Source organism: Streptomyces sp. Tu6071 (assembly GCF_000213055.1).
Taxonomy (GTDB): domain Bacteria; phylum Actinomycetota; class Actinomycetes; order Streptomycetales; family Streptomycetaceae; genus Streptomyces; species Streptomyces evansiae.
This window is the reverse complement of record NZ_CM001165.1, coordinates 3,190,332-3,216,037: the sequence shown is the minus strand read 5'-3', so window position 1 is coordinate 3,216,037 and position 25,706 is coordinate 3,190,332. Positions and strand designations below refer to the sequence as shown.

Annotated in this window: 24 protein-coding genes; 15 read left to right on the top strand and 9 right to left on the bottom strand. The window is 72.4% G+C overall.

Annotation, left to right across the window (positions count from 1 at the left end; all coding sequences use genetic code 11):
- The first annotated feature begins 157 nt into the window (after positions 1–157).
- Positions 158–1,381, top strand: a complete 1,224-nt coding sequence (locus STTU_RS13190) for a PLP-dependent aminotransferase family protein (RefSeq protein ID WP_007823533.1) — start codon at positions 158–160, stop codon at positions 1,379–1,381.
- Between the two features lie 3 nt (positions 1,382–1,384).
- Here the strand turns inward: STTU_RS13190 and STTU_RS13185 are convergent, their stop codons facing one another.
- Together STTU_RS13185 and argS are read right to left on the bottom strand one after the other, a co-directional pair.
- Positions 1,385–2,149, bottom strand: coding sequence for a phosphotransferase (locus STTU_RS13185; RefSeq protein ID WP_007823532.1), 765 nt, complete (start codon positions 2,147–2,149; stop codon positions 1,385–1,387).
- 92 nt (positions 2,150–2,241) lie between these two features.
- Complete coding sequence (gene argS, locus STTU_RS13180) at positions 2,242–4,035, bottom strand: arginine--tRNA ligase (RefSeq protein WP_007823530.1); 1,794 nt, start codon at positions 4,033–4,035, stop codon at positions 2,242–2,244.
- Between the two features lie 170 nt (positions 4,036–4,205).
- On the opposite strand from argS, the gene lysS reads away from it, so the two are divergent.
- Positions 4,206–5,939 (top strand): lysine--tRNA ligase, encoded by a 1,734-nt coding sequence (gene lysS, locus STTU_RS13175; RefSeq protein ID WP_043255069.1) that lies wholly within the window; start codon positions 4,206–4,208, stop codon positions 5,937–5,939.
- A gap of 68 nt (positions 5,940–6,007) precedes the next feature.
- Here lysS and STTU_RS13170 read toward each other — a convergent pair whose 3' ends face one another.
- The 3 genes from STTU_RS13170 to STTU_RS13160 form a co-directional block, all read right to left on the bottom strand.
- A complete protein-coding gene (locus STTU_RS13170) occupies positions 6,008–7,627 on the bottom strand; it encodes a DUF2637 domain-containing protein (protein WP_007823523.1) in 1,620 nt (539 codons plus the stop codon).
- A gap of 351 nt (positions 7,628–7,978) precedes the next feature.
- Positions 7,979–8,983 (bottom strand): hypothetical protein, encoded by a 1,005-nt coding sequence (locus STTU_RS13165; RefSeq protein WP_043255066.1) that lies wholly within the window; start codon positions 8,981–8,983, stop codon positions 7,979–7,981.
- 140 nt (positions 8,984–9,123) lie between these two features.
- The gene (locus STTU_RS13160; protein WP_007823519.1) at positions 9,124–10,017 is read right to left on the bottom strand and encodes a hypothetical protein; all 894 of its coding nucleotides are present in this window, start codon (positions 10,015–10,017) and stop codon (positions 9,124–9,126) included.
- 329 nt (positions 10,018–10,346) lie between these two features.
- Here STTU_RS13160 and STTU_RS13155 point away from each other — a divergent pair, with 329 nt between their 5' ends.
- Entirely contained in the window at positions 10,347–11,540 is a 1,194-nt protein-coding gene (locus STTU_RS13155) for an RtcB family protein (protein ID WP_007823518.1), read from the top strand.
- Between the two features lie 46 nt (positions 11,541–11,586).
- On the opposite strand, the gene STTU_RS13150 is transcribed toward STTU_RS13155, so the two are convergent.
- From STTU_RS13150 to STTU_RS13140, 3 genes are all read right to left on the bottom strand, one after another.
- Positions 11,587–11,784: a hypothetical protein gene (locus STTU_RS13150; RefSeq protein WP_043255063.1), complete on the bottom strand. Its 198-nt coding sequence runs from the start codon at positions 11,782–11,784 to the stop codon at positions 11,587–11,589.
- Positions 11,774–12,535, bottom strand: a complete 762-nt coding sequence (locus STTU_RS13145; RefSeq protein WP_007823517.1) for an SDR family NAD(P)-dependent oxidoreductase — start codon at positions 12,533–12,535, stop codon at positions 11,774–11,776. Before STTU_RS13145 ends, STTU_RS13150 begins: the two co-directional genes overlap by 11 nt.
- A 119-nt stretch (positions 12,536–12,654) precedes the next feature.
- Entirely contained in the window at positions 12,655–12,990 is a 336-nt protein-coding gene (locus STTU_RS13140) for a YnfA family protein (RefSeq protein ID WP_007823516.1), read from the bottom strand.
- Positions 12,991–13,214: 224 nt separating this feature from the next.
- Here STTU_RS13140 and STTU_RS13135 point away from each other — a divergent pair, with 224 nt between their 5' ends.
- The 6 genes from STTU_RS13135 (at position 13,215) to STTU_RS13110 (ending at position 17,886) form a co-directional block, all read left to right on the top strand.
- On the top strand, positions 13,215–13,988 hold the full coding sequence (locus tag STTU_RS13135) for a GNAT family N-acetyltransferase (protein WP_007823515.1): 774 nt from the start codon (positions 13,215–13,217) through the stop codon (positions 13,986–13,988).
- 288 nt (positions 13,989–14,276) lie between these two features.
- Positions 14,277–15,371 carry an LLM class flavin-dependent oxidoreductase gene (locus STTU_RS13130; protein ID WP_043257358.1) on the top strand — a complete coding sequence of 365 codons (1,095 nt, stop codon included), beginning with the start codon at positions 14,277–14,279 and terminating at the stop codon, positions 15,369–15,371.
- A complete protein-coding gene (locus STTU_RS13125) occupies positions 15,371–16,003 on the top strand; it encodes an FMN reductase (RefSeq protein ID WP_007823513.1) in 633 nt (210 codons plus the stop codon). Before STTU_RS13130 ends, STTU_RS13125 begins: the two co-directional genes overlap by 1 nt.
- 71 nt (positions 16,004–16,074) lie before the next feature.
- Positions 16,075–16,557 (top strand): hypothetical protein, encoded by a 483-nt coding sequence (locus tag STTU_RS13120; RefSeq protein ID WP_007823512.1) that lies wholly within the window; start codon positions 16,075–16,077, stop codon positions 16,555–16,557.
- A gap of 142 nt (positions 16,558–16,699) precedes the next feature.
- Positions 16,700–17,458, top strand: coding sequence for a hypothetical protein (locus STTU_RS32230; protein ID WP_052862363.1), 759 nt, complete (start codon positions 16,700–16,702; stop codon positions 17,456–17,458).
- Positions 17,459–17,466: 8 nt separating this feature from the next.
- Positions 17,467–17,886: a hypothetical protein gene (locus tag STTU_RS13110; protein ID WP_052862362.1), complete on the top strand. Its 420-nt coding sequence runs from the start codon at positions 17,467–17,469 to the stop codon at positions 17,884–17,886.
- Positions 17,887–17,939: 53 nt separating this feature from the next.
- Here the strand turns inward: STTU_RS13110 and STTU_RS13105 are convergent, their stop codons facing one another.
- Entirely contained in the window at positions 17,940–18,503 is a 564-nt protein-coding gene (locus STTU_RS13105) for a hypothetical protein (protein WP_078489968.1), read from the bottom strand.
- Between the two features lie 323 nt (positions 18,504–18,826).
- On the opposite strand from STTU_RS13105, the gene hemL reads away from it, so the two are divergent.
- From hemL to ccsB, 6 genes are all read left to right on the top strand, one after another.
- A complete protein-coding gene (hemL, locus tag STTU_RS13100) occupies positions 18,827–20,149 on the top strand; it encodes a glutamate-1-semialdehyde 2,1-aminomutase (protein ID WP_007823508.1) in 1,323 nt (440 codons plus the stop codon).
- Between the two features lie 58 nt (positions 20,150–20,207).
- Positions 20,208–20,912 (top strand): histidine phosphatase family protein, encoded by a 705-nt coding sequence (locus STTU_RS13095; protein WP_007823506.1) that lies wholly within the window; start codon positions 20,208–20,210, stop codon positions 20,910–20,912.
- A gap of 326 nt (positions 20,913–21,238) precedes the next feature.
- Positions 21,239–21,874, top strand: coding sequence for a TlpA family protein disulfide reductase (locus STTU_RS13090; protein ID WP_043255060.1), 636 nt, complete (start codon positions 21,239–21,241; stop codon positions 21,872–21,874).
- On the top strand, positions 21,874–22,668 hold the full coding sequence (locus STTU_RS13085) for a cytochrome c biogenesis CcdA family protein (RefSeq protein ID WP_043255058.1): 795 nt from the start codon (positions 21,874–21,876) through the stop codon (positions 22,666–22,668). The genes STTU_RS13090 and STTU_RS13085 overlap by 1 nt, the downstream gene beginning before the upstream one ends.
- 14 nt (positions 22,669–22,682) lie before the next feature.
- Positions 22,683–24,608: a cytochrome c biogenesis protein ResB gene (locus STTU_RS13080; protein ID WP_007823503.1), complete on the top strand. Its 1,926-nt coding sequence runs from the start codon at positions 22,683–22,685 to the stop codon at positions 24,606–24,608.
- Positions 24,605–25,684, top strand: a complete 1,080-nt coding sequence (gene ccsB, locus STTU_RS13075; protein ID WP_043255056.1) for a c-type cytochrome biogenesis protein CcsB — start codon at positions 24,605–24,607, stop codon at positions 25,682–25,684. Before STTU_RS13080 ends, ccsB begins: the two co-directional genes overlap by 4 nt.
- Positions 25,685–25,706: the final 22 nt, after the last annotated feature.

Here is a 25,706-nt window from a genome sequence, read left to right as displayed (position 1 = left end):
TGAACACTCTAAGTAGTGAAATCGTGCCGGAACGTTCCGCCGTTGCGGTGATCACCCGATCGTGGGCGTGGTCGCCTTCGGCGTTGTCCGTGGTGGCGCCGACCGTCCTGCGGGACGCCGTGTCCCCTGCCGCGCGCACGCCCTAAGCTGCGCAGCCATGACACCCGCACCCATATCCGCGCAAGGCGTCGCCCCGCGCGGTCTTCCGCCGCTCGCCGCCCGTGCCGCCGCCGTCAAGTCCTCGCCCGTGCGCGACATTCTCGCCGTCACCGCGCGGCCCGAGGTCATCAACTTCGCGGGCGGGCTGCCCGCGCCCGAGTTCTTCGACGTGGCGGGGGTCGCCGCCGCCTTCGCCGCCGTGCTGGGCGGGAGCGGGAGCGGCGGCAAGGCGCTCCAGTACGCCACGACCGAGGGCGAGCCCTCGCTGCGGGCCGCGCTCGCCGCCCGTACCTCCGCGCGCGGACTGCCCACGGAGGCGGACGACTTGCTCGTCACGACCGGTTCGCAGCAGGGCCTGCACCTCGTGACGAGCGCGCTCGTCGAGGCCGGGGACACGGTGCTCGTCGAGAGCCCGTGCTATCTCGCCGCGCTCCAGGTCTTCGCCTTCGCGGGGGCGCGCGTCGTGCCGGTGCCGTGCGACGAGGACGGTGTCGACCCGGACGCGCTCGACGCGCTCGCCGCGCGCGAGCGGCCGAAGTTCTTCTACTCCGTGCCGGCCTTCCAGAACCCCACCGGGCGCACGACGACCGCCGCCCGCCGCGCGGCCGTCGCCGCCGTCGCCGCGCAACGCGGCTTCTGGCTCCTGGAGGACGACCCCTACGGGGAGCTGCGGTACGAGGGCGCGCGCGTGCCCTGGCTCGCGACGTACCCGGGCGCCGAGGACCGCACGGTGCTGCTCGGCAGCTTCTCGAAGGTCATGGCGCCCGGCCTGCGGCTCGGCTGGCTGCGCGCGCCCGAGGCGCTGCGGCGCGCCTGCGCGGTCGTCAAGCAGTCCACGGACCTGCACACGCCGACCCTCAACCAGCTCGCCGCCGCACGGTACTTGGCCGACCGCGACCTCGACGCGCACGTGGCGAAGGTCGCCGCCGCGTACGGGCGGCGCAGGGACGCGATGCTCGCCGCGCTCCCCGAAGCCCTCCCGGACGGGGCGGAGTTCGCGCGCCCCGAGGGCGGGATGTTCGTGTGGGCGCGGCTCCCGGAGGGGGCCGACGCGGCGGAGCTGCTGCGCGAGGTGATCACGTACGACGTGGCGTACGTGCCGGGGGCGCCGTTCTATGCGGCCGACCCCGACCCGCGCACGCTGCGGCTGTGCTTCGTCACGCAGGACGAGGCCACGATCCGGGAGGGGCTGGGGAGGCTCGGCGCCGCGCTGCGGGGATGACCCTCAACGCGCGGTCAGGGCGCGGGTGATGTCGTGGGCCGCGTCCCGCAGCCACTGCTCCACGCGGTCGAAGCGGGCCCACCCGCCGCCGTCCGCCAGGCCCTGTACGTACGTCTCGTCGCCGCGCGCCACCCGCGCGGCGACGAACGCCCGGCAGGACGCGCCCACTTCGCGCGAGACGTGGGCGAACTCGGCGCGGGCGGCGGGTTGCAGGCCGTACGCGTCCGCCAAGATCCTGACGCGGGCGAGGGGATCGAGCCCCGCCGGGTGCTGCCGCGAGGTCTCACCCGTCAGCGGCGCCCAGTAGCGGGCCGTCATCGCGACGTCCCACACGCGACGGCCCGGGGCGGCGAGGTCGAAGTCGATGAGGGCGTGCGCGCGGCCCGCGCGGAAGACGACGTTCTCGGGGCACACGTCGTTGTGGCACAGCACCGGTCCGCCGCGCGGATCGCTCAACTCCCGTGACCAGGGGGCGTCCGCGGGGCGCGGAAGCCCGGCGGACGCGTCGTGCAGGCCGCGCAGCAGGACGCCCACCGAGCGCAGTGCCTCGTCCGTCATCGCCCAGGCGGGGAAGGGCGGCAGCGGGACGTCACCGGGGAGGTACGTGAGCCGTTCGCGGCCGTTCACCGGCGCGGCGAGGGGGAGGGGCGCGCCCCCGAAACCGGCCGCGCGCAGGGCGCGGAGCTGGGCGTGCAGGGCCGGGGCGGCGGGCGGGGCGGGGCGGTCGACCGCGGCGCCGTCACGGTGGACGGCGCCGCTGTTGGCCATCCCGCCGGGAAGGGGCTCGCCCGACAGCTTTCCCGGCAGCCCGCCGGGCAGCTCGCCCGGCTCCGCCGCGGGTTCCCCGCCCCCCGCACGCGTCACAGGCTCTTCGGCGCCCTGATCCCCAGGAGCCCGAGCCCCGCCGCCAGCGTCTTCCCCGTCAGTTCGCACAGGAAGAGCCGGTTCGCGACGACCTCCGGCGCGTTGTCGTCCGACAGGACGTGGCACTGGTCGTAGAAGGTCGTGTACAGCGAGGCCGTCTGGTACAGGTACGCGGCGAGCTTGTGCGGCGCGTACTCGTGGGTCGCCTCCAGGACCTGGTCCCCGAAGGCGTCGAGGTGCAGGCCGAGGGCGCGTTCCGCCGGGGCGAGCGGGAGTTCGGGGTGCGCGGCCGGGGCCGGGGCGCCCGAGTCCGTCGCGCGCCGCAGGATCGACTGGATACGGGCGTACGCGTACTGGATGTACACGCTGGTGTCGCCGTTGAGCGAGACCATCTGGTCGAGGTCGAACTTGTAGTCCCTGCTCGCCGACGTCGACAGGTCCGCGTACTTGACCGCGCCGATGCCGACCTGCGCGCCCCGCTCCGCGATCTCGTCCTCGCTCAGCCGCCCCTTGGCGTCCTTCTCGCGCACGACGGCGGTCGCCCGCGTGACCGCCTCGTCGAGGAGGTCCACGAGCCGGACCGATTCGCCCGCCCGCGTCTTGAACGGCTTGCCGTCGGCGCCGAGCACGGTGCCGAAGGCGAGCTGCACGGCCCGTACGTCCTCGCTCAGCCAGCCCGCGCGCTTCGCGGTCTCGAAGACCATCTTGAAGTGCAGCGCCTGCCGCGCGTCCACGACGTACAGGAGCGTGTCCGCCTTGAGGTCGAAGACCCTGTTGCGGATCGCGGAGAGGTCGGTCGCCGCGTACCCGAAGCCGCCGTTGGACTTCCGCACGATGAGCGGGACCGGCTTGCCGTCCGGGCCCTTCACGTCGTCGAAGAAGACGCACAGCGCGCCCTCGGAGCGCACCGCGACACCGGACTGCTCCAGGAGGTCGCAGGTCTCGGCGAGCATGTCGTTGTACCCGGACTCGCCGACGATGTCCGCGTCCCGGATGTCCATGTCGAGCTTGCCGAAGAGCGCGTTGAAGTAGACCTTCGACTCGTCCACGAACCGGTGCCAGAAGGCGAGGGTCTCCTCGTCGCCGGCCTGGAGGTCCACGACCCGCCGCCTGGCCCGGTCCTTGAAGCCTTCGTCCTCGTCGAAGAGCGCCTTGGACGCCTTGTAGACCCGGTTCAGGTTCGACATGGCGGCTTCACCGGCGGCCTGCGAGACCTCGGAGGAGTCCGAGGAGCGGTCCAGCTCCGCCGGGTGCTCCATGAGGTACTGGATGAGCATGCCGAACTGGGTGCCCCAGTCGCCGATGTGGTGCCGCCGGATCACGGTCTCGCCCGTGAACTCCAGCATCCGCATGACGGCGTCGCCGATGACCGCCGAGCGCAGGTGCCCGACGTGCATCTCCTTGGCCACGTTCGGCTGCGCGTAGTCGATCACGGTCCGGCCCGGGTGCTCCGCGTACGGGACGCCGAGCCGCTCACCGGCGGCGGCACGCGCCGCGAGGTTCCGTACGAGCGCCTCGTCGGAGACGGTGATGTTGAGGAAGCCGGGGCCCGAGACCTCGACGTCCTTGATCACCGTGCTGTCCGGGAGCGCCGCCACGACCCGCGTCGCCAGCTCCCGCGGGTTGGCCTTCGCCTTCTTCGCGAGCGCGAGCACCCCGTTGGCCTGGAAGTCGGCCCGGTCGCTTCGGCGCAGCAGCGGGTCGGCGTCCCCGGCGGCCGGCAGTGCGGCGGCGAGAGCGTCCTTGAGCTGCTGTTCGACGGAAGCGGTGAGGGACGTGACCGAAGCCATAAGAAGGGGAGCCGTTCTCCTCGGGGGTGCAGATACTCCCGCCAGTATCCCACCAGGCCGGTACGCCTCTCGAACGGTTATCCCGCGCGGGCCCGTATCCCGTTTCCCCCCACGCCCCCGCTCCTGGGACAATGGGCGACGACCATCCCCGTTCTCCCCGGAAGAAGGACGTGCCGATCGTGGCTCAGAGCACAGAGACCGCAGACTGGGTCTCCCGTTACGCCGACGAGGTCATCGCCGAGTCCGAGCGTCGTGCCCCGGGCAAACCGGTCGTCGTCGCCTCCGGGCTCTCGCCCTCGGGCCCCATCCACCTCGGCAACCTGCGCGAGGTCATGACCCCGCATCTCGTCGCCGACGAGATCCGCAGGCGCGGGTACGAGGTGCGCCACCTCATCTCGTGGGACGACTACGACCGCTACCGCAAGGTCCCGAACGGCGTCGAGGGCGTCGACGAGTCCTGGGCCGCGCACATCGGCAAGCCGCTCACCTCCGTCCCGGCCCCGAAGGGCTCCGCGTACCCGAACTGGGCGGAGCACTTCAAGGCCGCGATGACCGGCGCGCTCGCGAACCTCGGGGTCGCTTTCGACGGCATCAGCCAGACCGCCCAGTACACGGCGGGCGTGTACCGCGAGCAGATCCTGCACGCGATGCGCGAGCGCGGCCGGATCGACGCGATCCTCGACCAGTACCGGACGAAGAAGAAGCCCGGCAAGCAGAGCCAGAAGCCGCTCGACGAGGCCGAGGTCGAGGCCGCCGAGGGCTCGGGCGCGGCGAGCGAGGACGACGGCAGCGGCGGCGCGGGCGGCTACTACCCGTACAAGCCGTACTGCGGGAACTGCGCGAAGGACCTCACGGCCGTCACGGCGTACGACGACGACACGACCGAGCTGACCTACACGTGCGCCGACTGCGGCTTCTCGGAGACGGTGAAGCTCTCCGAGTTCAACCGCGGCAAGCTCGTGTGGAAGGTCGACTGGCCGATGCGCTGGGCCTTCGAGGGCGTGATCTTCGAGCCGTCCGGCGTGGACCACTCCTCGCCCGGTTCCTCGTACGTCGTCGGCGGGCAGATCGTCCGCGAGATCTTCGGCGGTACGCAGCCCATCGGGCCGATGTACGCGTTCGTCGGGATCAGCGGCATGGCGAAGATGTCCAGCTCGAAGGGCGGGGTCCCGACCCCGGCCGACGCGCTGCGCATCATGGAGGCGCCGCTGCTGCGCTGGCTGTACGCGCGTCGCCGCCCGAACCAGTCGTTCAAGATCGCCTTCGACCAGGAGATCCAGCGCCTGTACGACGAGTGGGACAAGCTCGGCGCGAAGGTCGCGGACGGCTCCGCGCTCCCGGCCGACACCGCCGCGTACACGCGCGCGGTCGGCACGGCGGCGGGTCCGCTGCCCGCGACGCCGCACCCGCTCCCGTACCGCACCCTCGCCTCCGTCGCGGACATCACGGCGGGCGCGGAGGACCAGACGCTGCGCATCCTGAGCGAGCTGGACCCGAACCACCCGCTCGACTCGCTCGACGCGGTGCGGCCCCGGCTCGACCGCGCCGAGGCGTGGATCTCCACGTACGTCCCGGCCGACCAGCGCACGGTGGTGCGGACCGAGCCGGACACGGAGCTGCTCGGCTCGCTCGGCGAGACGGACCGCGAGTCGCTGCGCCTCCTCGCCGAGGGCCTGGGCACGCACTGGTCGCTCGACGGTCTGACGACGCTCGTCTACGGCGTGCCGAAGGTCATGGCCGGGCTCGACCCGGAGGCGAAGCCGACGCCGGAGCTGAAGACCGCGCAGCGCACGTTCTTCGCGCTCCTGTACCGCCTCCTCGTCGGCCGCGACACGGGCCCGCGTCTGCCCACGCTGCTGCTCGCGGTGGGTGCGGAGCGGGTGCGGTTCCTGCTGGGGCGGTGAGCCCGGCGCGTACGTGAAGGGCCGGACCTCCTCGCGGGGGTCCGGCCCTTTCGGCTGTACGGGGTGGCTCAGGCGGGCGCGTCCACGTCCAGATCACCGGTGTAGCGGGGCTGGAACTCGTCGAGCCACGCGGTCAGTTCGGACTGCGGAAGCGTGCCGCCGCCGGGGCCGCGCACGTTGAAGTTCTCCAGCAGGAACCGGCCGAACTGGCGGGAGTTCGGGAAGCCGCCCATCTCGCGCACGTACTGCCGGAAGACGTCGTAGAGCGCTTCCTCGCGCGGCATGTCGTCGGGCAGCCACTCACCGCCCGGCTCCTCGGTGGCGGCGTCCGCCACGGCCCCGTCCTCGGCGTCCGCCACGGCCCCGTCCTCGGCGTCCGCCACGGCCCCGTCCTCGGCGTCCGCCTCGGCGCGCCGGCCGGGGATACGCGGACCGGGATCGGGCTCGGAGCGCTCGGCGAGGGGCCGGGTGCGGTGGGGGCCGGCCGGGACCTGGATGGGCTCGGGCCCCTGCGCCTCCTGCTCCTGCCACTGCTCCGGTGCGGGCACGGGTGCCGAAGCCGGTTCCTGGTCGTGCGCCAGGTCCTGGTCCTGTGCGGGTGCCTGGCCCTGCTGCTCCTCGTACCAGTGCTGCGGCTGGTACGGGGCGTGGAAGCGCGGGGCGAAACGGGGGTCCTCCTCGTCGGCCGGGGGCTCCGGGTACTCGGGGTCCTCGGGCGGCGCGTAGGGCTCGGGCGCGTGCGGCTCGGGGGCGAAGGACGGGTCGTAGCCGCCCTGGTACGTCACGGCCTGCGGGTGGCCCTTGAACCACGGGCTCGTCGGGTCCTGCGCGGCGGGCTGCTCGTGGACCGGCGCGGCCTGCCGGGGCTGGGCCTGGGGCTGCGGGGGCTGCTGCCGCCGCGGTTCGGGCCGGGGCTCCGGGGCCTGGGTTGTGAGCTGGGCCCTGGGCCCCGCCTCCGCGACGGCCGCCGGTTCCACCCGTGCCACGACCGGCCTGCTCGGGTCGATGCCCGCGGCGGCGAGCCCGTCGGGGGCGGTCTCGGCGAGCGGGACGCCGTACCGCGCCAGGCGCAGCGGCATGAGCGACTCGACGGGCGCCTTGCGGCGCCAGGCGCGCCCGAAGCGGGAGCGCAGGCGGGCCCGGTAGACGAGCCGCTCCTGCTCCAGCTTGATGACCTCCTCGTAGCTGCGCAGCTCCCACAGCTTCATGCGCCGCCACAGAAGGAAGGTCGGCACGGGCGACAGGAGCCAGCGGGTGATCCGCACGCCCTCCATGTGCCGGTCCGCCGTGATGTCGGCGATCCGCCCGATCGCGTGCCGCGCGGCCTCGACGGAGACGACGAAGAGGACGGGGATGACGGCGTGCATGCCGACGCCGAGCGGGTCGGGCCAGGCGGCGGCGCCGTTGAAGGCGATCGTCGCGGCCGTGAGCAGCCAGGCCGTCTGACGGAGCAACGGGAACGGGATGCGTATCCACGTCAGGAGCAGGTCGAGCGCGAGCAGGACGCAGATGCCCGCGTCGATGCCGATTGGCAGGACGTAGCTGAAGTTCCCGAAGCCCTTCTCCAGGGCGAGTTCGCGCACGGCCGCGTACGAACCGGCGAAACCGATCCCCGCGATGATCACCGCGCCCGCGACGACCACACCCACGAGGATGCGGTGAGTCCGTGTCAACTGCGTCGCGGCCACCCGCGATCCCTCCCTCTCGCTGCCAGGCGCCTTCCGACGTGCGCCCCCACAGGTTGGCACACGCGTTCGGCGGGTGAGGCCACCGGGCGGGCCGGGATGCGCCCTCGTGCGCGGGTTCGCCCATGCCGGAGCGGGGGTGGGGCGTGTCCTGATCGTTACGGCGGGGGGTGCGGGGAGGGGGTGACGAGGGAGCCGGGCGGTGCGCGACGGGGCGGTAGCGGCGGGCGGCGTCAGCGCGGTGCGGTCGTCGCGAGGGGGGGAGGGGGCGTCGGCCGGGGCCGGGTACGGCGCGTCCCCTCGTACGTCCTGTGTTCCAGGGACGTACGAGGGGACGTGTCGCGTTCGCCGGGGTCAGCCGGCCGTCTGCTCCGAGGACGTGTCCTTGGCGGAGGAATCCTTGCCGGAGGAGTCCTTCGCGGGGGAGTCCTTGTCCGCGCCGTCCTTGTCCGAGGTGTCCTTCTCGGAGGGCTTCGACGCGGACGCCGAGCCCGACGGGGAGGGGGAGGCCGAGGACTTGTCCTGCTTCTTGTCGTCGTCGCCCTTCTTCGGGGCGTCGCTCGCGCCCTTCGAGGCGTCGTCCGAGCCCGAGCCCGTCGTCGCGCCGCCGTTCGCCGTGGCGATCGCCGCGACCGCGTCGTGCGCCGCGCGCTCGGCGTCCTTGAGGAGCTTCGCCCGGTCGGGGTCCTTCTCGCCCGCGAGGCCCGCGCCGTTGTAGTCGAGGGTGAGGACCGCGTTCGCCGTGCGCACGAGCAGCGTCTGCTGCTTGAAGTCCCCCTCCTTCTTCTTCAGCTCGTACGTGACGGCGGTCGCCTCGTCGCCGAGCCCCGTGACCTTCTCGCTCTTGAGGCCCTTCGCGTCCGCCGTCGCCCGCGTCGCCGTGACCTGCTTGGCGAGGTAGGACGCGGCGCGCTCGTCACCCGTGCCGAGCGTCGCGTCCGAGTCGAAGCGGACGAGGGCGAGGCTCAGCCACCGGTACTGCGAACCGTGCACGCCGTTGCTGTCGAGGCTGTTCCAGGAGCACGTGCCGCGCGCGTCGAGGTCGTCGGAGCTGCCCTGGCTGCCCTTCTTGTCCTTCGCGGCGGGCACGAGGGCCTTGAGGGTCTTGGCGTCGAGCGCCGCGCAGGGCTCGGGGAGCTTCGCGTACTTCGCCCGTACGGTCGCCGTGGCGGTGGTGTCGGGGGAGGCGCTGCCGCTCGTCCCGGCGCTCTTGCCGCTCCCGGCGGCGGCCGACTGCTTGGCGTCGTCCTTCGCCGCGCCGTCGTCGTCGGAGCCGGAGGAGCAGCCCGCCGCCACGAGGATCACGGGAACGGCCGCGCAGGCGAGTATGCGGGAGAGGCGCTGTACTGGTCGGTGCATGGTTCCTTCGCTCAGGTCGTGCGACCGGGGACACGGGGGCCCGGCCGGCAGGTCCGGTGAGTCACCGTACGCCGGACAAAGACCCCCGTACGTCCCGTGCGCCGCCCCGGGCGCCGGTACGGGGCCGCCGCCGCGCTTGATCACTCCTCGAAGGAGCCCGCGATCCGGTCCGCCAGTTTCCGCGCCTTGTCCTGCATTTCCTTGCTGTCGGGCACCTCGTCCGCGCCGCCGGGCTGCTGCTGGTAGACGACGCTCACGACGACGTTCGACGTGCGGAACACCACAGTGACGGTGCGGGGCGAGCCGCCCGCCGACGCGGTGCCCAGGGTGTCGTTCAGGAAGGCGTCGTTGCCGAGCCCCGAGAGGGTACGGGGGAGCAGTTCGGCGGGAGTCGCACCGGTATCGCCCGAAGTGGACGGCGAAGGGCTACTGCTGGCGGATTGTCCGCTCTTGCCGGTTTTACCGCTCGTGGGCGACGGGCTGCCGGACGGCGCGGTGGAGTCACCGGGCGACGCGGACCCGCTCGGGGAGCCGCTGGGGGACCCGGACCCGGACGCGGACGCCGCGCCGCTCGGGGACGGGTCCGGGATGTGCGCCGCCGTGCGGTGCTTCTCGAAGATCTCGCGCGCCCGGTCGTCGTCGCTCTTCGCCGCGTCGTAGGAGACGACCCGCTCCAGGTCGAGCGTGAGCGAGTCGGTGCGGTCCCCGTCCTCGGCGGCCTCGGCCTTCCAGGCGCAGCCGACCTTGCGCTCGTTGTCGAAGGTCGGGGCGAGCGTGCCCGCGTAGCCGTCCTCGCGCTCGTCCGCCGGGAGGGCGCGCAGCCCGGGGAGGAGCGAGTCGAGCGTCGCGCGGTCGACGGCCTTGCAGGGCTGCGGGAGGGTGTCGAAGCGCCCCGGGCGCGGGGCCGCCGCCGTCGTGGTGTCGCTCGCGCCGCGCTTGGCGTCCGGGCCCCCGGTGTCCTCGCCGCCCGTGCACCCGGCGAGTGCCACCGCCAGCAGGACCGCGACGCCGGGCGCCCACGCCTTCCCGCGCATTGATGCAGCTCCCCTCGTCACGACCCGCGCCGCCTCGGAGCGCGTACGAAGCGCCTGGGAGCGGGGTCTCGTGCCGGTTAATCGGTTGCCGCGGGTATGCGGCCGATGGAGACAATGTGTACCGCACGAGCCGAGGAGCACGCCGGTCGCTTGTCCCTTTTGGTGCCCCTGGCTGCGGTATGTGTGACCGCATTTTTGTGTGAACGAGATGGAGCGCGGGCGCAGTTCCGCCCGCCACATGATCATTTTTGCCGATTCCCGGCTTTTTCCGTCGAGGCGTGTTCGTACGCCCTGACGGGTGTCCCTGCCGGGTGTTCCGAGGGGGAACCATGCCGTACACCGAACTGCCCGGAGCCCGCGTACCGATCCGGATGTGGGCCGACCCGGCCGAGGTCGACCCGGGCGCGCTCGACCAGCTCCGCAACACCGCGACGCTCCCGTGGATCGCGGGCCTCGCCGTCATGCCCGACGTGCACTACGGCAAGGGCGCGACGGTCGGCTCGGTGATCGCGATGCGCGACGCGGTGTGCCCGGCGGCGGTCGGCGTGGACATCGGCTGCGGGATGTCGGCGGTCCGCACCTCGCTGACCGCGAACGACCTCCCCGGCGACCTGTCCCACCTGCGCGCCCGCATCGAGCAGGCGATCCCGGTCGGGCGCGGGATGCACGCGTCCCCCGTCGACCCGGGCCGGCTCCACGGCTTCCCGACCGCCGGGTGGGAGGACTTCTGGTCGCGCTTCGGCACGGTCGCCGAGGCCGTGCGCTTCCGCCGCGAGCGGGCGGGCCAGCAGATGGGGACGCTCGGTTCGGGCAACCACATGATCGAGTTCTGCCTCGACTCGGAGGACCAGGTGTGGCTCATGCTCCACTCGGGCTCCCGCAACATCGGCAAGGAACTCGCCGAGCACCACATCGGCATCGCGCAGGCCCTCCCGCACAACCAGGGCCTCGTCGACCGCGACCTCGCCGTCTTCCTCGCGCGGACGCCGCAGATGGCCGCGTACCGCAACGACCTCTACTGGGCGCAGGAGTACGCGAAGCACAACCGCGCGGTGATGATGGGGCTCTTCAAGGACGTCGTCCGCAAGGAGTTCAAGAAGGCGAAGCCGGTCTTCGAGCAGGAGATCAGCTGCCACCACAACTACGTGGCGGAGGAGCGCTACGAGGGCGTGGACCTGCTCGTGACGCGCAAGGGCGCGATCCGGGCGGGCAGCGGGGAGTACGGGATCATCCCGGGTTCGATGGGGACGTCCTCGTACATCGTGAAGGGCCTCGGCAACGCCGCCGCGTTCAACTCTGCCTCGCACGGCGCGGGCCGCCGGATGAGCCGCAACGCGGCGAAGCGGCGCTTCACGCTCAAGGACCTGGAGGAGCAGACGCGCGGCGTCGAGTGCCGCAAGGACGCGGGCGTCATCGACGAGATCCCGGCCGCGTACAAGCCGATCGAGCAGGTCATGGAGCGGCAGCGGGACCTCGTGGAGGTCGTCGCGAAGCTCAAGCAGGTGGTGTGCGTGAAGGGGTGAGGACGGGGCGCGGCGGTCACGGGGGTGCCGCCGCGCCCGCACCGCCTCAGCCCGCGTGCTTGATCGCGAGGATCATCACGAAGGCGACGAGGTGGATGCCGAAGAGGAAGTAGGCGAGGTACCACCACAGGTACCGCTCGTTGCGCTTCTCCTCGGCGAGCCTGCGCTGGTCGTACTCGTGCTCCAGGCGGGCCAGCGGATCGGTGTCGGGGAGGTCCTCGGGGGGCCGGCCGTCAGGATTCACGGTGCACCTTCGTGTTGCTGGCTTGGGCGCGGGGCCGTACGACGAGCAGGTCGATGTTCACGTGGCTCGGCCGCGTCACCGCGAAGGCGACGGTGTCCGCGATGTCCTCGGCGGTCAGCGGCTCGGCGACGCCCTTGTAGACGTTCGCGGCCTTCTGCTCGTCGCCGTGGAAGCGGGTGAGGGCGAAGCCCTCGGTGCGGACCATGCCGGGCGCGATCTCGATGACGCGCACCGGGGTCCCCACGATCTCCAGGCGCAGCGTCTCGGCGAGCACGTGCTCCGCGTGCTTCGCCGCGACGTACCCCGCGCCGCCCTCGTACGTGCCGTGCCCGGCCGTCGAGGTGAGCACGACGACGGTGCCGTCGCCGCTCGCCGTGAGCGCGGGGAGCAGGGCCTGCGTCACGTGCAGCGTGCCGAGGACGTTGACCTCGTACATCTGCCGCCACTCGTCCGGGTCGCCGCTCGCGACCGGGTCGGCGCCGAGCGCGCCGCCCGCGTTGTTGACGAGGACGTGCGCCTCGCCGAGCGTGCGGGCGAAGGCGTCCACGGCGGCACGGTCCGTGACGTCGAGCGCGTACGCCTCGGCCTGGTGGCCCGCCTCACGCAGCTTCGCGGCGAGCGCCTCGACGCGGTCCGCGCGGCGCGCGGTCAGGACGACGCGGAAACCGGCCTCGGCGAGCCGTTCGGCGCTCGCGGCACCGATGCCCCCGCTGGCTCCGGTGACGACGGCGGTACGGGGGGCGGCGGTCATGGACGGGCTCCTGGGGGCGTGGGCGGGTACGGGGCGATTTCCAGCATAGGCGCGAGGGGCCGCGCGGCTCCGGGGCCCCGGGGATGCCCGCGCTCAGTGCCCCCGGGGCGCGGCTGTGCTCATCGGCCGCGAGGCGCGTACATGATCACGGCCATCCCCGCCAGGCAGATGAGCGCGCCCGTGACGTCGTAGCGGTCGGGGCGGTAGCCGTCGGCCACGGCGCCCCAGGCGATCGACCCGGCGACGAAGACGCCGCCGTACGCGGCGAGGACGCGGCCGAACTCGCCGTCGGGCTGGAGCGTGGCGGCGAAGCCGTACAGGCCGAGGGCGATGATCCCCGCGCCGATCCAGATCCAGCCCTTGTGCTCGCGCACGCCTTGCCAGACGAGCCAGGCGCCGCCGATCTCGAAGACGGCGGCGAGGACGAAGAGGACGAGAGATTTCAGGACGCTCACCCGCCGGATGGTGTCACGCCGTCCCCTGCGGCATCCGCGAAAACTCAGCCCCTCCGGCATCCGCGACCCCCAGCCCCTCCGGAGTGCGCGACCTCCCAGTCCCTCCGGCGTTCGTCCATTCCAGCCCCTCCGGCGTTTGAGGAGCGGGGTGTGGGGCGGAGCCCCACGAGACGCCCGGCGGGGGCCACCCCGCGCACGAGCCCCCGCCCCGTACGCTCTGGCCCGTGCACGACCTCCCCCTCGCCGCGCGCCTCACCCGCTTCCGCGCCTCCGTCGCCCGCCGTCAGGCGCCCCGTGTCGCCGAGGTCCCCGGCGGCCTCGCCGTCCTCGACGACGAGTTCCCGCTCTCGCACGAGCACAACCAGCTCCTCCTCACGGAGCCGAAGCTCGCCCCCGACGACCTCCCCGCGCTCGCCGACGAACTCTTCGCCCACCTCCCGCACCGCCGCCTCGCCCTCCTCGACGGCACCCTCACCGCCGCGTACGCGGACGTCCTGACGCGCGCCGGCTACGCGCGCGAGGACGAGGTCGTCATGGTCCACGAGGGCCCGGTCCCCGCGCCCGCCGCTTCGGTGCGCGAGGTCGGCGCCGCCGAGCTGGCGGGCCCGTACGGACGGCGGCTGCGCGCGTGGATGCCCGAGGCGGGGCCCGAGGTGCTCCGCCAGCTCGTCGCGCGCAGGCCGCGCAGGCTCGCCGGGGCCGACGACGTGCGCTTTCTCGCCTCGTACGCGGAGAACGGCGAGATCGCCTCCTGGGCGGACCTCTACCTCGACCGGGCCGCCGGGATCGCGCAGACCGAGGACGTCGTGACCGCCGAGGCGCACCTCGGGCACGGCCACGGCGGCGCGGTGCTCGCGACCGCCCTGCACCTCGCCGCCGGGGCGGGCTGCCGCACCCGCTTCCTCGTCGCGGACGCGGCGGACTGGCCGCGCGAGTGGTACGGGCGACGGGGGTACCGGGTGGTGGGGGCGAGCAGCGGGTTCGTCCGCACGGGCTGAGCGGGCGGTGGCGGTACGGGCTGAGCGGGCGGTCGTCGTACCGGCTGCGCGCCCGGTGACGGTGCCCCGGCCGGTACCGCCCCCGTGCGCGCCCCCGCCCCCTAGAACCCCAGCTCAGCGCCTTCCCCCTGCACCCTCCCGCGCCCTGTGCTGCCCTGGAAGGGTCCTGTCCGCGTGCTGCGGCGCGGAGGCGGAATAAGGCCGGGGCCCTCCCTGTTGTCGCGGACGCACCGTATAGTTGAACCGTAAACTAAATGGGCAGTCGAGAGGCGGACGAGAGTCATGGGCATGCAGTTCGGCATCTTCAGCGTGGGTGACGTCACCGCCGACCCCACGAACGGCCGTACGCCGAGCGAGGCGGAGCGGATCAAGGCGATGGTCGCCATCGCCCGGAAGGCCGAGGAGGTCGGGCTCGACGTCTTCGCGACCGGCGAGCACCACAACCCGCCCTTCGTGCCGTCCTCGCCGACCACGATGCTCGGCTACCTCGCGGCGAAGACGGAGCACCTCGTCCTCTCCACCTCCACGACGCTCATCACCACCAACGACCCGGTGAAGATCGCCGAGGACTTCGCGATGCTCCAGCACCTCGCGGACGGCCGCATGGACCTCATGCTCGGGCGCGGCAACACGGGCCCGGTCTACCCGTGGTTCGGCAAGGACATCCGCGAGGGCATCCCGCTCGCGATCGAGAACTACGCGCTGCTGCACAAGCTGTGGCACGAGGACGTCGTGAACTGGGCGGGCAAGTTCCGCACCCCGCTCGAATCCTTCACCTCGACCCCGCGCCCGCTCGACGGCGTCGCGCCCTTCGTGTGGCACGGCTCGATCCGCTCGCCGGAGATCGCCGAGGAGGCCGCGTACTACGGCGACGGCTTCTTCCACAACAACATCTTCTGGCCGATGACCCACACCAAGCGCATGGTGCGCCTCTACCGCAACCGGTACGCGCACTACGGCCACGGCACCGAGGCGCAGGCGATCGTGGGGCTCGGCGGGCAGGTGTTCATGCGGAAGAACTCGCAGGACGCCGTACGGGAGTTCCGCCCCTACTTCGACAACGCGCCCGTCTACGGGCACGGCCCCACGCTGGAGGAGTTCACCGCGCAGACCCCGCTCACCGTCGGCTCGCCGCAGCAGGTCATCGAGCGCACGCTCTCCTTCCGCGACGACATCGGCGACTACCAGCGGCAGCTCTTCCTCATGGACCACGCGGGGCTCCCGCTCAAGACGGTCCTCGAACAGCTCGACATCCTCGGCGAGGAGGTCGTGCCCGTCCTGCGGGAGGAGTTCGCCAAGGGCCGCCCGGCGGAGGTGCCGGACGCGCCGACCCACGCCGCGCGGCTGGCCGCGGCCCAGAGCCCGGAAGGAGCGAACGCCTGATGAAACTCGTCGTCGTCTCAGCGGGCCTCAGCGTCCCCTCGTCCACCCGGCTGCTCGCCGACCGCCTCGCCGAGGCGGTACGCGTCGCGGTCGCGGGGAAGGAGCCGGACGAGCCGGTCGAGACCGAGATCATCGAACTGCGCGACCACGCCAAGGACATCGCGAACACCTTCGTGACGGGCTTCCCGCCGCCGAAGCTCGAAGAGGCCCTGGAGCACGTGACCCGCGCGGACGGCCTGATCGCCGTGACGCCGATCTTCTCCGCCTCGTACAGCGGCCTGTTCAAGTCGTTCTTCGACGTGCTCGACCAGGACGCCCTGACCGGCAAACCGGTCCTGATCGCGGCGACGGGCGGCTCCCCGCGCCACTCCCTCGCCCTGGAACACGCCCTGCGCCCGCTCTTCGCCTACCTCCGCGCGGTCGTCGTCCCGACCGGCGTCTACGCGGCCTCGGAGGACTGGGGCGGCGAGGGCGCGGCGGACGGCCCGCTCGCGAGCCGCATGTCCCGGGCGGCGGGCGAGCTGGCGTCCCTGACCTGCGGCACGGGCAGCAGGCCGGGCCCGCCCCGGGACGCCTTCGAGGAGGTCGTGCCCTTCGCGGAGCAGCTCGCGGCGCTGCGCGGCGAGGAGTAGCCGGGCACGGCGGGGTACCCGCACGGCGCTCTCGCCGTGCGGGCGGCGCCGCTCCGGGTGAGGCTGGTCCCATGGAGCTGATGGAACCGATCTCGCTCGACACCGTCGCGAACGAGCTGCACCTCGAAGCGATGGCGTCCCCCTCGAAGCGCGCCGCCCGCACCGTCCAGGGCGGTACGGGCCACGCCCTGCGCCAGACGGTCATCGCACTGTGCGCGGGGACCGACCTCTCCGACCACGAGGGCCCCGACGAGGCCACCCTCCAGGTCCTCAAGGGCCGCGTGAAGATCACCCGCCCGCAGTCCGACACGCTCGCCGAAGCGGTCGTCGACATGGGCGAGATCCTCCTGGTCCCGCGCACCTTCCACGGCCTGCGCGCGGTCAACGACGCGGTCATCCTCCTGACGGTCTCGATGGCCGAGGCGGCCGACAACCACCGCCCCCCGGCCGAGGAGTCCCAACCCCTGCCCCCGGCGGCGGAGTCCCGGCCCCTGACCTCCACCCCCCAGACCCCGCTCTCCACACCGCAGGAGCCGCCGAGCGGGGTGGCGTAGCGCGGTCCCTCGCGTCTGCTCCCGTCGGACACCGGCAAAGGAGTACGGCGGCTTTCTCCGAACGGCGGACAGCGCTGCCCCATGCGTCCTACATTCGGGGCCCTGCGAGCGCGGGGCCTCGCAGGGGACGGGGGGAAGAACAGTGGAAACCGCGCGTTTGCTGTTCGGGCTCTCGGCAGCGGTGCTGGCTCCGTGGGGACTCGGCTGGCAGCGCTCCCGCCCGTGGTCGATGGTCGCGTTCACAGCGGCCTACGGCTTCTACGTGATAGCGCCCTACTCCAGTCAGCCCAGACCGTGGTTCGCTCTTGCCGGTGTTGCGCTCCTCGCGGTCGCCGCTGTTTTCCTCTACAACGCCGCAGGCCTGCCTTCGCCTGGTTTCACCGTCACCATCGGTTCCGTCTTCTCCCCCGCGCGAGGTCTCTCCCGTCTCGGCGCGGGTTTGCTCGGCTGCGCCATCCTGGTCTCCGGGTGGGTGGCTGGCGCACGCGCCCTGCAGCTCGGGGATCAGTTCCTCCTCAACGGCAGGACCACGGTGGTGCTGTCTGCCGGGCTCATCGCCGTTTTCGCGGGCGGTCCGCTCGCCATGCTGGCCACGTCCGGTGTCCTTCGCCAGGTGAACGCCCTCCCCGCGTCGGACCCGGAGCGGCAGCGGGCCCTCGACTTCATGACAGGCGGCGGGACGATCGGCCTGTTGGAGCGCGCACTGCTCTTCGCCTTCCTGGTGGCCGGTCAGCCCGAAGCCGCTGCGCTCGCGCTGACGGCCAAATCCCTGGCCCGCGGTTCCTCGGACCACGGGAAGTACGCTTCCGAGTACTTCTTGCTCGGAACTTTGACCAGTGTCATCGCCGCGGTGGTCATGAGTATGGCCGCACGCTCCGCAACCGGGCTGTCCGTCCTTTAGGAGGCACGGTGGAGCTCAGCGCACATCCGCTCGTGAAGAAGCTCCTGTCCCTGCACCTGCCCGTCGCTGAATACGTGGTCGCCGGCAGCGGTCCGCTGCTCGCCCATGGGCTGCGCGAGGACGTGGGGGACCTCGATGTCGTGGCCCGCGGCGAGGCGTGGAAGCGGGCCGAGGACCTCCACAGCCCGGCGCCCGCGCCGTCCGGACACGGTCACATGGTGGTGCTCTTCAACGGCGCCATCGAGGTCTTCGACACGTGGCTCCCCGGCACCCAGGGGCCCGACGAACTCATTGACCGGGCCGAGATGATCCAGGGAATCCCCTTCTGCCCCCTGACCGAGGTGCTCGACTGGAAACGTCGTGCCGACCGGGAGAAGGACCACGCAGACGTCACGCTCATAGAGCACCACTTGCGAGCCGGGCCCTGAACACGCCTCGCGCCCCGGCGGTACGGGAACCTTGCCCCATACCCCCCCAACCGCTACGGCCACACCAGGCAGTACGGCTGGTGGCCCGCCTCGTGGAGGCGTTGGCTGAAGTCCTGCCACTCGTGGAGGAGGCGGTAGATGTCGAAGGCGTCACGGGGGCCGCCGCGGTCGGGGACCGTGGACCAGATGAAGGCGGCGGCGCCCACCGATTCCTCGCCGATGCCGCGGAGCGGGTCCACGGCCGTCATGGGGAGCTTCACCACGGCGTAGTCGGGGTGGAGGACGACGAGTTCGAGGGGCGGGACGCGGTAGAGGGGTATGCCCTGGATGCCGGTGAGGACCATCGCCGCCATCGTCTCCGGCTTGATCTTCGTGAACATCCCGTTCATGCCCAGCTCGTCGCCGCCCAGCTCCTCGGGCCGCATCGAGACCGGCACCCGGGCCGCCGTCGCTCCGTCGGGCGCGCCGAAGTACTTGTACGTCACCCCCATGCGCCCGCTCCCCCCTGTGGGCAATTCGCGGCGCTCCTCCGTGTCGTCGCGCCGGTGCCGTCCCCGCCTGGCACGCCGAGGACCGAGGTCACCGGTCCCCTCGCCCAGTCCGCCACCGCGTTGCATATGTCCACCCGACTGCCCTCAGCGTCGCACGGTCCCGCCGTACAACCCGATCATCGTGTCGTTGACCTCCCCCGCACCAGCCCGCCGAAACGTGCCCCGCCGGATCGGCCGGAACCCCCGCGGCACCCCGCGGCCCCCCGCCGCGTCACGGCCGCCGCCGGTCCCTGGTCGGGAGATCGCACGCGGCTCTGACACCATGGCGGGAGTGAGCTGTTCCGTACGGGCCCCAGTTTCGCAGACGCGCGCGGGAGCCGGGCCGAAGCGGGCCCGACCGGACGCCGAGCAGCCGCGACCGCCCACCGCCGAGCCCCTGAGAGACCGCCGTGACCCAGCCTTACCCCTACGAAGCCCCCGTCTCGCAGCGCCTCTTCGACCGCGCGCTCCAGGTCACCCCGGGCGGGGTGAACTCGCCGGTGCGGGCCTTCGGCGCGGTCGGCGGCACGCCCCGCTTCATGGTCTCCGGGCAGGGCGCCTGGCTCACCGACGCGGACGGCCGCGACTACGTCGACCTCGTCTGCTCCTGGGGCCCGATGATCCTCGGCCACGCCCACCCCGAGGTCGTCGAGGCCGTGCGGTCCGCCGTCGCGCGCGGCACCTCCTTCGGGACCCCCGTCGAGGGCGAGGTCGCCCTCGCCGAGGAGATCACCGCCCGTATCGCCCCCGCCGAGCAGGTACGGCTCGTCTCCTCCGGCACCGAGGCGACGATGTCCGCGATCCGCCTCGCGCGCGGCTTCACCGGCCGCGCCAAGGTCGTGAAGTTCGCCGGCTGCTACCACGGTCACGTGGACGCCCTCCTCGCCGCCGCCGGTTCCGGCCTCGTCACCTTCGGCCTCCCCGACACCCCCGGCGTGACCGGCGCCCAGACCGGCGACACCCTCGTCCTCCCCTACAACGACCTCGAAGCCGTCCGCGCCGCCTTCGCCGCGCACCCCGGCGAGATCGCCTGCGTCATCACCGAGGCGTCCCCCGGCAACATGGGCATCGTCCCGCCCGCCCCCGGCTTCAACGCGGGCCTCAAGGAACTGTGCGAGACGAACGGCGCGCTGTTCATCTCCGACGAGGTCATGACCGGCTTCCGCACGAGCCGCGCGGGCTGGTACGGCGTCGAGGGCGTCGCCCCCGACCTCATGACCTTCGGCAAGGTCATGGGCGGCGGCTTCCCCGCCGCGGCCTTCGGCGGACGCGCCGACGTCATGGCCCACCTCGCCCCCGTCGGCCCCGTCTACCAGGCCGGAACGCTCTCCGGGAACCCGGTCGCGACCGCCGCCGGGCTCGCCCAGCTCCGCCTTCTCGACCCCGCCGCGTACGAGAGGATCGACGCCACCTCGCTGCGCCTCCAGGCCCTCGTCACCGAGGCGCTGAGCAAGGAGGGCGTCGCGCACCGGGTCCAGACGGCCTCCAACATGTTCTCCGTCTTCTTCACCGACGAGCCGGTACGGGACTTCGGCGACGCCAAGAGCCAGGACTCCTTCCGCTACACCGCGTTCTTCCACGCGATGCTCGCCCAGGGCGTCTACCTGCCGCCCTCCGCCTTCGAATGCTGGTTCGTCTCCACCGCCCACGACGACCGCGCCCTCGACCGCATCGCCGCCGCCCTCCCCGGGGCCGCCCGCGCCGCCGCGAGCGCCACCCCGGACAATGCGTGAGGACCATGCGTACGGCAGCGGAAACGGCACCAGCGGAAGGCGGGCCCTCGTGGCTTCGGTGAACAACAACGGCGACGACGCGGAGCTGACCGTCGTCCACGTCATGCGGCACGGCGAGGTCGAGAACCCCGACGGCGTGCTCTACGGGCGCAAGCCCGGCTACCACCTCTCGGCGCTCGGCCGCGAGATGGCCGAGCGCGTCGCAGAGCACCTCGCGTCGCGCGACATCACGTACGCCGTCGCGTCCCCGCTGGAGCGCGCCCAGGAGACGGCGACCCCGCTCGCGAAGAGCCACGGGCTCGACCTCGCGACCGACCGCCGCCTCATCGAGGCCGCCAACATCTTCGAGGGCAAGACCTTCGGCGTCGGCGACGGCGCCCTGAAGAACCCGGACAACTGGAAGTACCTCGTCAACCCCTTCAAGCCGTCCTGGGGCGAGCCGTACGTCGACCAGGCGGTCCGGATGGTCGCCGCCGTCGAGGCGGCGCGCGACCGGGCGCGCGGGCACGAGGCCGTGTGCGTGAGCCACCAGCTCCCCATCTGGACCCTCCGCAGCTACCTGGAGCGCCGCCGCCTGTGGCACGACCCGCGCAAGCGGCAGTGCACCCTCGCCTCGCTCACGACGCTCACCTACCGGGGCGACCACCTCGTCTCGGTCGGCTACTCGGAACCGGCGCTCGACCTCGTCCCCCCGCACCTGCGGGCGGGCGCCAGGCCGGCGAAGACGGGCGGGGCCCAGCAGGGCAAGGCGTTCGGGGCCTGAGGGGCCTGAGGGGCCTGAGGGGCCTGAGGGGCCTGAGGGGCCTGAGGGGCCTGAGGGGCCTGAGGGGCCGACTGGCCTGAGGGCCCTTGACGGTCCGTGACGGCCGGGGTGCGTCGCCTCGCACGGCGCCCCCGGCCGCCTCGCACGACGGCGCCACGACCCCCTCGCGCCGCGCCCCACCACCCTGCGGCGCGGCGCCCCACAGCCTTCGCAAAGCCGCCCGACAGCGACCCTTCCGGCACTCCGGAAATACCCCCTGACGTGCGGTTTTCCCCCTCCGAGGGGGGTGTCGAAGATCCCGGGGGGCGACATGCGAAACTTTTCACATGAGTGCTCGTTCCGTCCGGGCCGACCAGGCCCCGCACCGTTCGTCCCGCCGCCGTTCGCGCACCCTCGCGACAGGCGCCGCCGGGGCAGCGGTCGCGGCGCTGCTCCTGTCGGCCTGCGGCTCCGGCAGCTCGGGCGGCTCCGGCGGTACGGGATTCGTCGCCGGCAAGGGCGGCATCGCGACCGTGAAGCAGGCGGACCGCAAGGACGCCCCCTCGCTCACCGGCACCTCCCTGGAGGGCAAGGCACTCGACCTCGCCGGCTACAAGGGCAGGATCGTCGTCGTGAACGTATGGGGCTCCTGGTGCGCCCCGTGCCGCGAGGAGGCCCCGTACCTCGCGAAGGTCGCCAAGGAGACGAAGCCGCGGGGCGTCGAGTTCGTCGGCATCAACACGCGCGACCCCGACCGCAGCCCCGCGAAAGCCTTCGAGAAGCGCTTCGGCGTGGAGTACCCGAGCTTCTACGACCCGAGCGGGAAGCTGATGCTGCGCTTCCCCAAGGGCAGCCTCAACCCCCAGGCGATCCCCTCCACGCTCGTCATCGACCGCGAGGGCAAAATCGCGGCCCGCGCGCTGACCCCGCTCAACTACACGAAGATGCGGAAGATGATCGACCCCCTGCTTGCGGAGAAGTGATGAGCGCGGGTGCCCTTGACCCCGCGGGGCTGCACGCCCTGGCGGCGCTCGGGGACACGAACGAGACGGTGATGAGCGGGGCCCTGCTGCTCGCCGTCCCGGTCGCGGTCGTCGGCGGGCTCGTCTCGTTCTTCTCGCCGTGCGTGCTGCCCCTCGTACCGGGCTATCTGTCGTACGTCACGGGGATCAGCGGCGTGGACATGGCCGAGAAGAAGCGGGGCCGGATGTTCACCGGGGCCTCGCTGTTCGTGCTCGGCTTCAGCGTCGTGTTCGTCTCGGGCGGGGCGCTCTTCGGGTATTTCGGGCAGAACCTCTTCGCCCACCAGGAACTCATCTCCCGTCTGCTCGGCGCGCTGATGATCCTGCTGGGCGTCTTCTTCATGGGGCTCATGCCCTGGATGTCGCAGCGCGAGTTCCGATTCCACGCCCGGCCGACCGCGGGACTCGTGAGCGCGCCACTGCTGGGCGCGGCCTTCGGCGTGGGCTGGACCCCTTGCGTGGGCCCCACGCTGACCTCCGCGCTGGCCCTCTCGGCCGACGGCGGCAGCGCGGGCCGCGGCGCCCTCATCACCTTCGCCTACTGCCTCGGCCTCGGCGTCCCCTTCGTCGTCGCCGCCCTCGTCTTCCGCAAGGCGCTCGGCGCCTTCTCCTGGGTCAAGCGGCACTACCACTGGGTCCTGCGGATCGGCGGCACGATGATGATCGTCACCGGCGTTCTCCTCCTGACCGGCGTCTGGGACAGCTGGATGCAGCACGTCCAGACCTGGACCGCGAACTTCCAGACAGGGATCTGAGGAGACCTGAACCCATGAGCACCACCCCCCCCGACACCGACACCGCCCCCAAGGCCGACGACGGCCTTGAGGCCGCCGGTGCCCAGCTCTCCACCGCCCCCGTCGAGCAGGCCGTTCCCGGTTCCTTCGGCGGGATGCGGAAGCCCGGCCTCACGGGGTACGTGGCGTGGCTCGGCCGCGAGGTCACCGGGTGGGTGCGGTGGATGTGGCGCCAGCTCACCTCGATGCGCGTCGCGCTGATCCTGCTCTTCCTGCTCTCGCTCGGCGCCGTGCCCGGCTCGCTCATCCCGCAGCAGGGCACCGACGAGCTGAAGGTCGCCGAGTTCAAGCAGACCCACGACACGCTCGCGCAGGTCTACGAGAAGCTCGGTCTCTTCCACGTCTACAGCTCGGTGTGGTTCTCCGCGATCTACATCCTGCTCTTCGTCTCGCTCATCGGCTGCATCGTCCCGCGCACCTGGCAGTTCGTCGGCCAGCTCCGCGGCCGGCCGCCCCGCGCCCCGCGCCGCCTCGACCGGCTCCCCGCGTACGCGACCTGGCGCACGGAGGCGAGCCCGGAGCGGGTGCAGGAGTGGGCGCGCGGCGCGCTGCGGCGGCGCCGCTTCCGTACGGACACGTACGCGACGGGGGACCGCGGCGCGGTCGTCACCGCCGAGAAGGGCTACCTGCGCGAGGCGGGGAACCTGATCTTCCACGTCGCGCTGATCGTCATGCTCGTCGCCTTCGCGAGCGGCTCGCTCCTCAAGTACGAGGGCGGCAAGCTCATCGTGGAGGGCGACGGCTTCGCGAACACGAAGACGCAGTACGACGACTTCAAGAGCGGCAGCCTCTTCACCGACGACGACCTCGACAGGTTCAGCTTCACGCTGGACCGGTTCACGGGTACGTACGAGTCGAGCGGCCCGCAGCGCGGCACGCCCCGCGTCTACCGCGCGGACGTCTCGTACCAGGAGGGCGCGGACGGCGCGGAGCGGCGCAAGGCGATCGAGCCGAACCATCCGCTCGTCGTGGACGGCACGAAGGTCTTCCTCAACGGGCACGGCTACGCGCCGCAGTTCACCGTGCGGGACGGCAAGGGCAAGGTCGTCTACAAGGGCGCGGTGCCGATGCTGCCGCAGGACGGCATGGGCACGGCGACCGGCGTCGTGAAGGTCGCGGACGGCTACACGAACGGCAAGGGGAAGCGGGAGCAGCTCGGTTTCGAGGCCCGTTTCCTGCCGACGATCGACCGTACGACGATGACGTCCTCGTTCCCGGGGCTCGAATACCCGGTGCTCGCGCTCAACGCGTGGCACGGGGACCTCGGCATCGACGGCGGCGTCCCGCAGAACGTCTACCAGCTCGACACCGCGAAGATGAAGCAGTTCAAGACCGCGGACGGGAAGATCTTCGCCAAGCAGCTCATGCCCGGCGAGACGATGAAGCTCCCGAACGGCGCCGGCTCGGTGACGTTCGAGAAGAACGTCAAGGAGTGGGCGAGCTTCCAGATCTCGCACCAGCCGGGCGGCGGGCTCGCCCTCGGCGGCGCGATCGCGGCGATCCTCGGCCTCGCGGGCTCGCTCTTCATCCAGCGCCGCCGCGTGTGGGCGCGCGCCACGACGGGCCCGGACGGCGTGACCGTCGTGGAGTTCGCCGGTCTGGGCCGCAGCGAGTCGGCGAAGGTGCCGGAGGAGCTGGCGGCACTCGTGGACGTGGTCCACGCGAAGGCGCCGGGCACGGCGGAGGCGGTACGGGACGAGCCCGCGCCGTCCGCCGGGGCGGCGGGTGACGAGCCCGAGCCCGCTCCGTCCGCCGGGGCCGCCCCCGTACCCGGTCAGAAGGACCCGCACCACCCAGCACCGTCCCCCGATACCCCGGCCGATCCCGCCCCGTCGCACCCCTCGCACCGTGACGAGACCGGTACCGATACTCCCGCCGACGCCGAAGGGGCGCAGAAGTGAATCTCGCCGCCGGAACCAACGAGACCCTGGCGCACACCAGTAACGTCCTCATCTACTCGGCCATGGCCGTCTACCTGCTCGCGTTCTTCGCGAGCATCCTGGAGTGGATCTTCGGCAGCCGCAGCAAGGTCGGCAGGACCGCGCAGGCGGCGGGCGCCACGAGCGCGGGGGCCGCGGCGCCCGCCGTCGCGGTCCGCAAGGGCGGCCGCACGGCCGTCCTGGAACGCCCGGAGGTCGTCACGCGCGCCGCGTCCGGCAGCCGCGACGTGCCGGACGGGCCCGGCGCGGCGGGCGGGAGCGAGAAGGGCGACATCTGGGGCCGGATCTCGGTCTCGTTCATCGTGCTCGCCTTCCTCATCCACGTGGGCGGCGTGCTCTCCCGCGCGCTCTCGGTGCGGCGCGCGCCGTGGGGCAACATGTACGAGTTCTCGATCACCTTCTCGGCCGTGGCCGTGGCGGTGTTCCTCGGGCTCATGCTCGCGAAGAAGAACGTGCGCTGGCTGACGCTGCCGCTGACCCTCACGGTGCTGCTCGACCTCGGCCTCGCGACGACGGTGCTCTACACGGCGAGCGACCAGCTCGTGCCCGCGCTGCACTCGTACTGGCTGTGGATTCACGTCTCGACGGCGATCTTCTGCGGTGCCGCGTTCTACGTCGCGGCCGTCGCGACGATCCTCTACCTCTTCCGCGACCACTACGAGGCGAAGATCGCGGCGGGCGGCACGCCCGGCAAGTTCGCGCAGTCGGTCCTGTCGCGGCTGCCCGCCGCGGCCTCGCTCGACAAGTTCTCGTACCGCATCAACGCGGCGATCTTCCCGCTGTGGACGTTCACGATCATCGCGGGCGCCATCTGGGCGGGCGACGCGTGGGGCCGTTACTGGGGCTGGGACCCGAAGGAGACGTGGTCCTTCATCACCTGGGTCGCCTACGCGATGTACCTGCACGCGCGTGCGACGGCCGGGTGGAAGGGCCGCAAGGCCGCCTACCTGGCGCTGCTCGCCTTCGCGTGCTGGCTGTTCAACTACTACGGGGTCAACATCTTCGTGACGGGGAAGCACTCGTACGCGGGGGTGTGACAGGCGGAACGCGGCGCCCGCC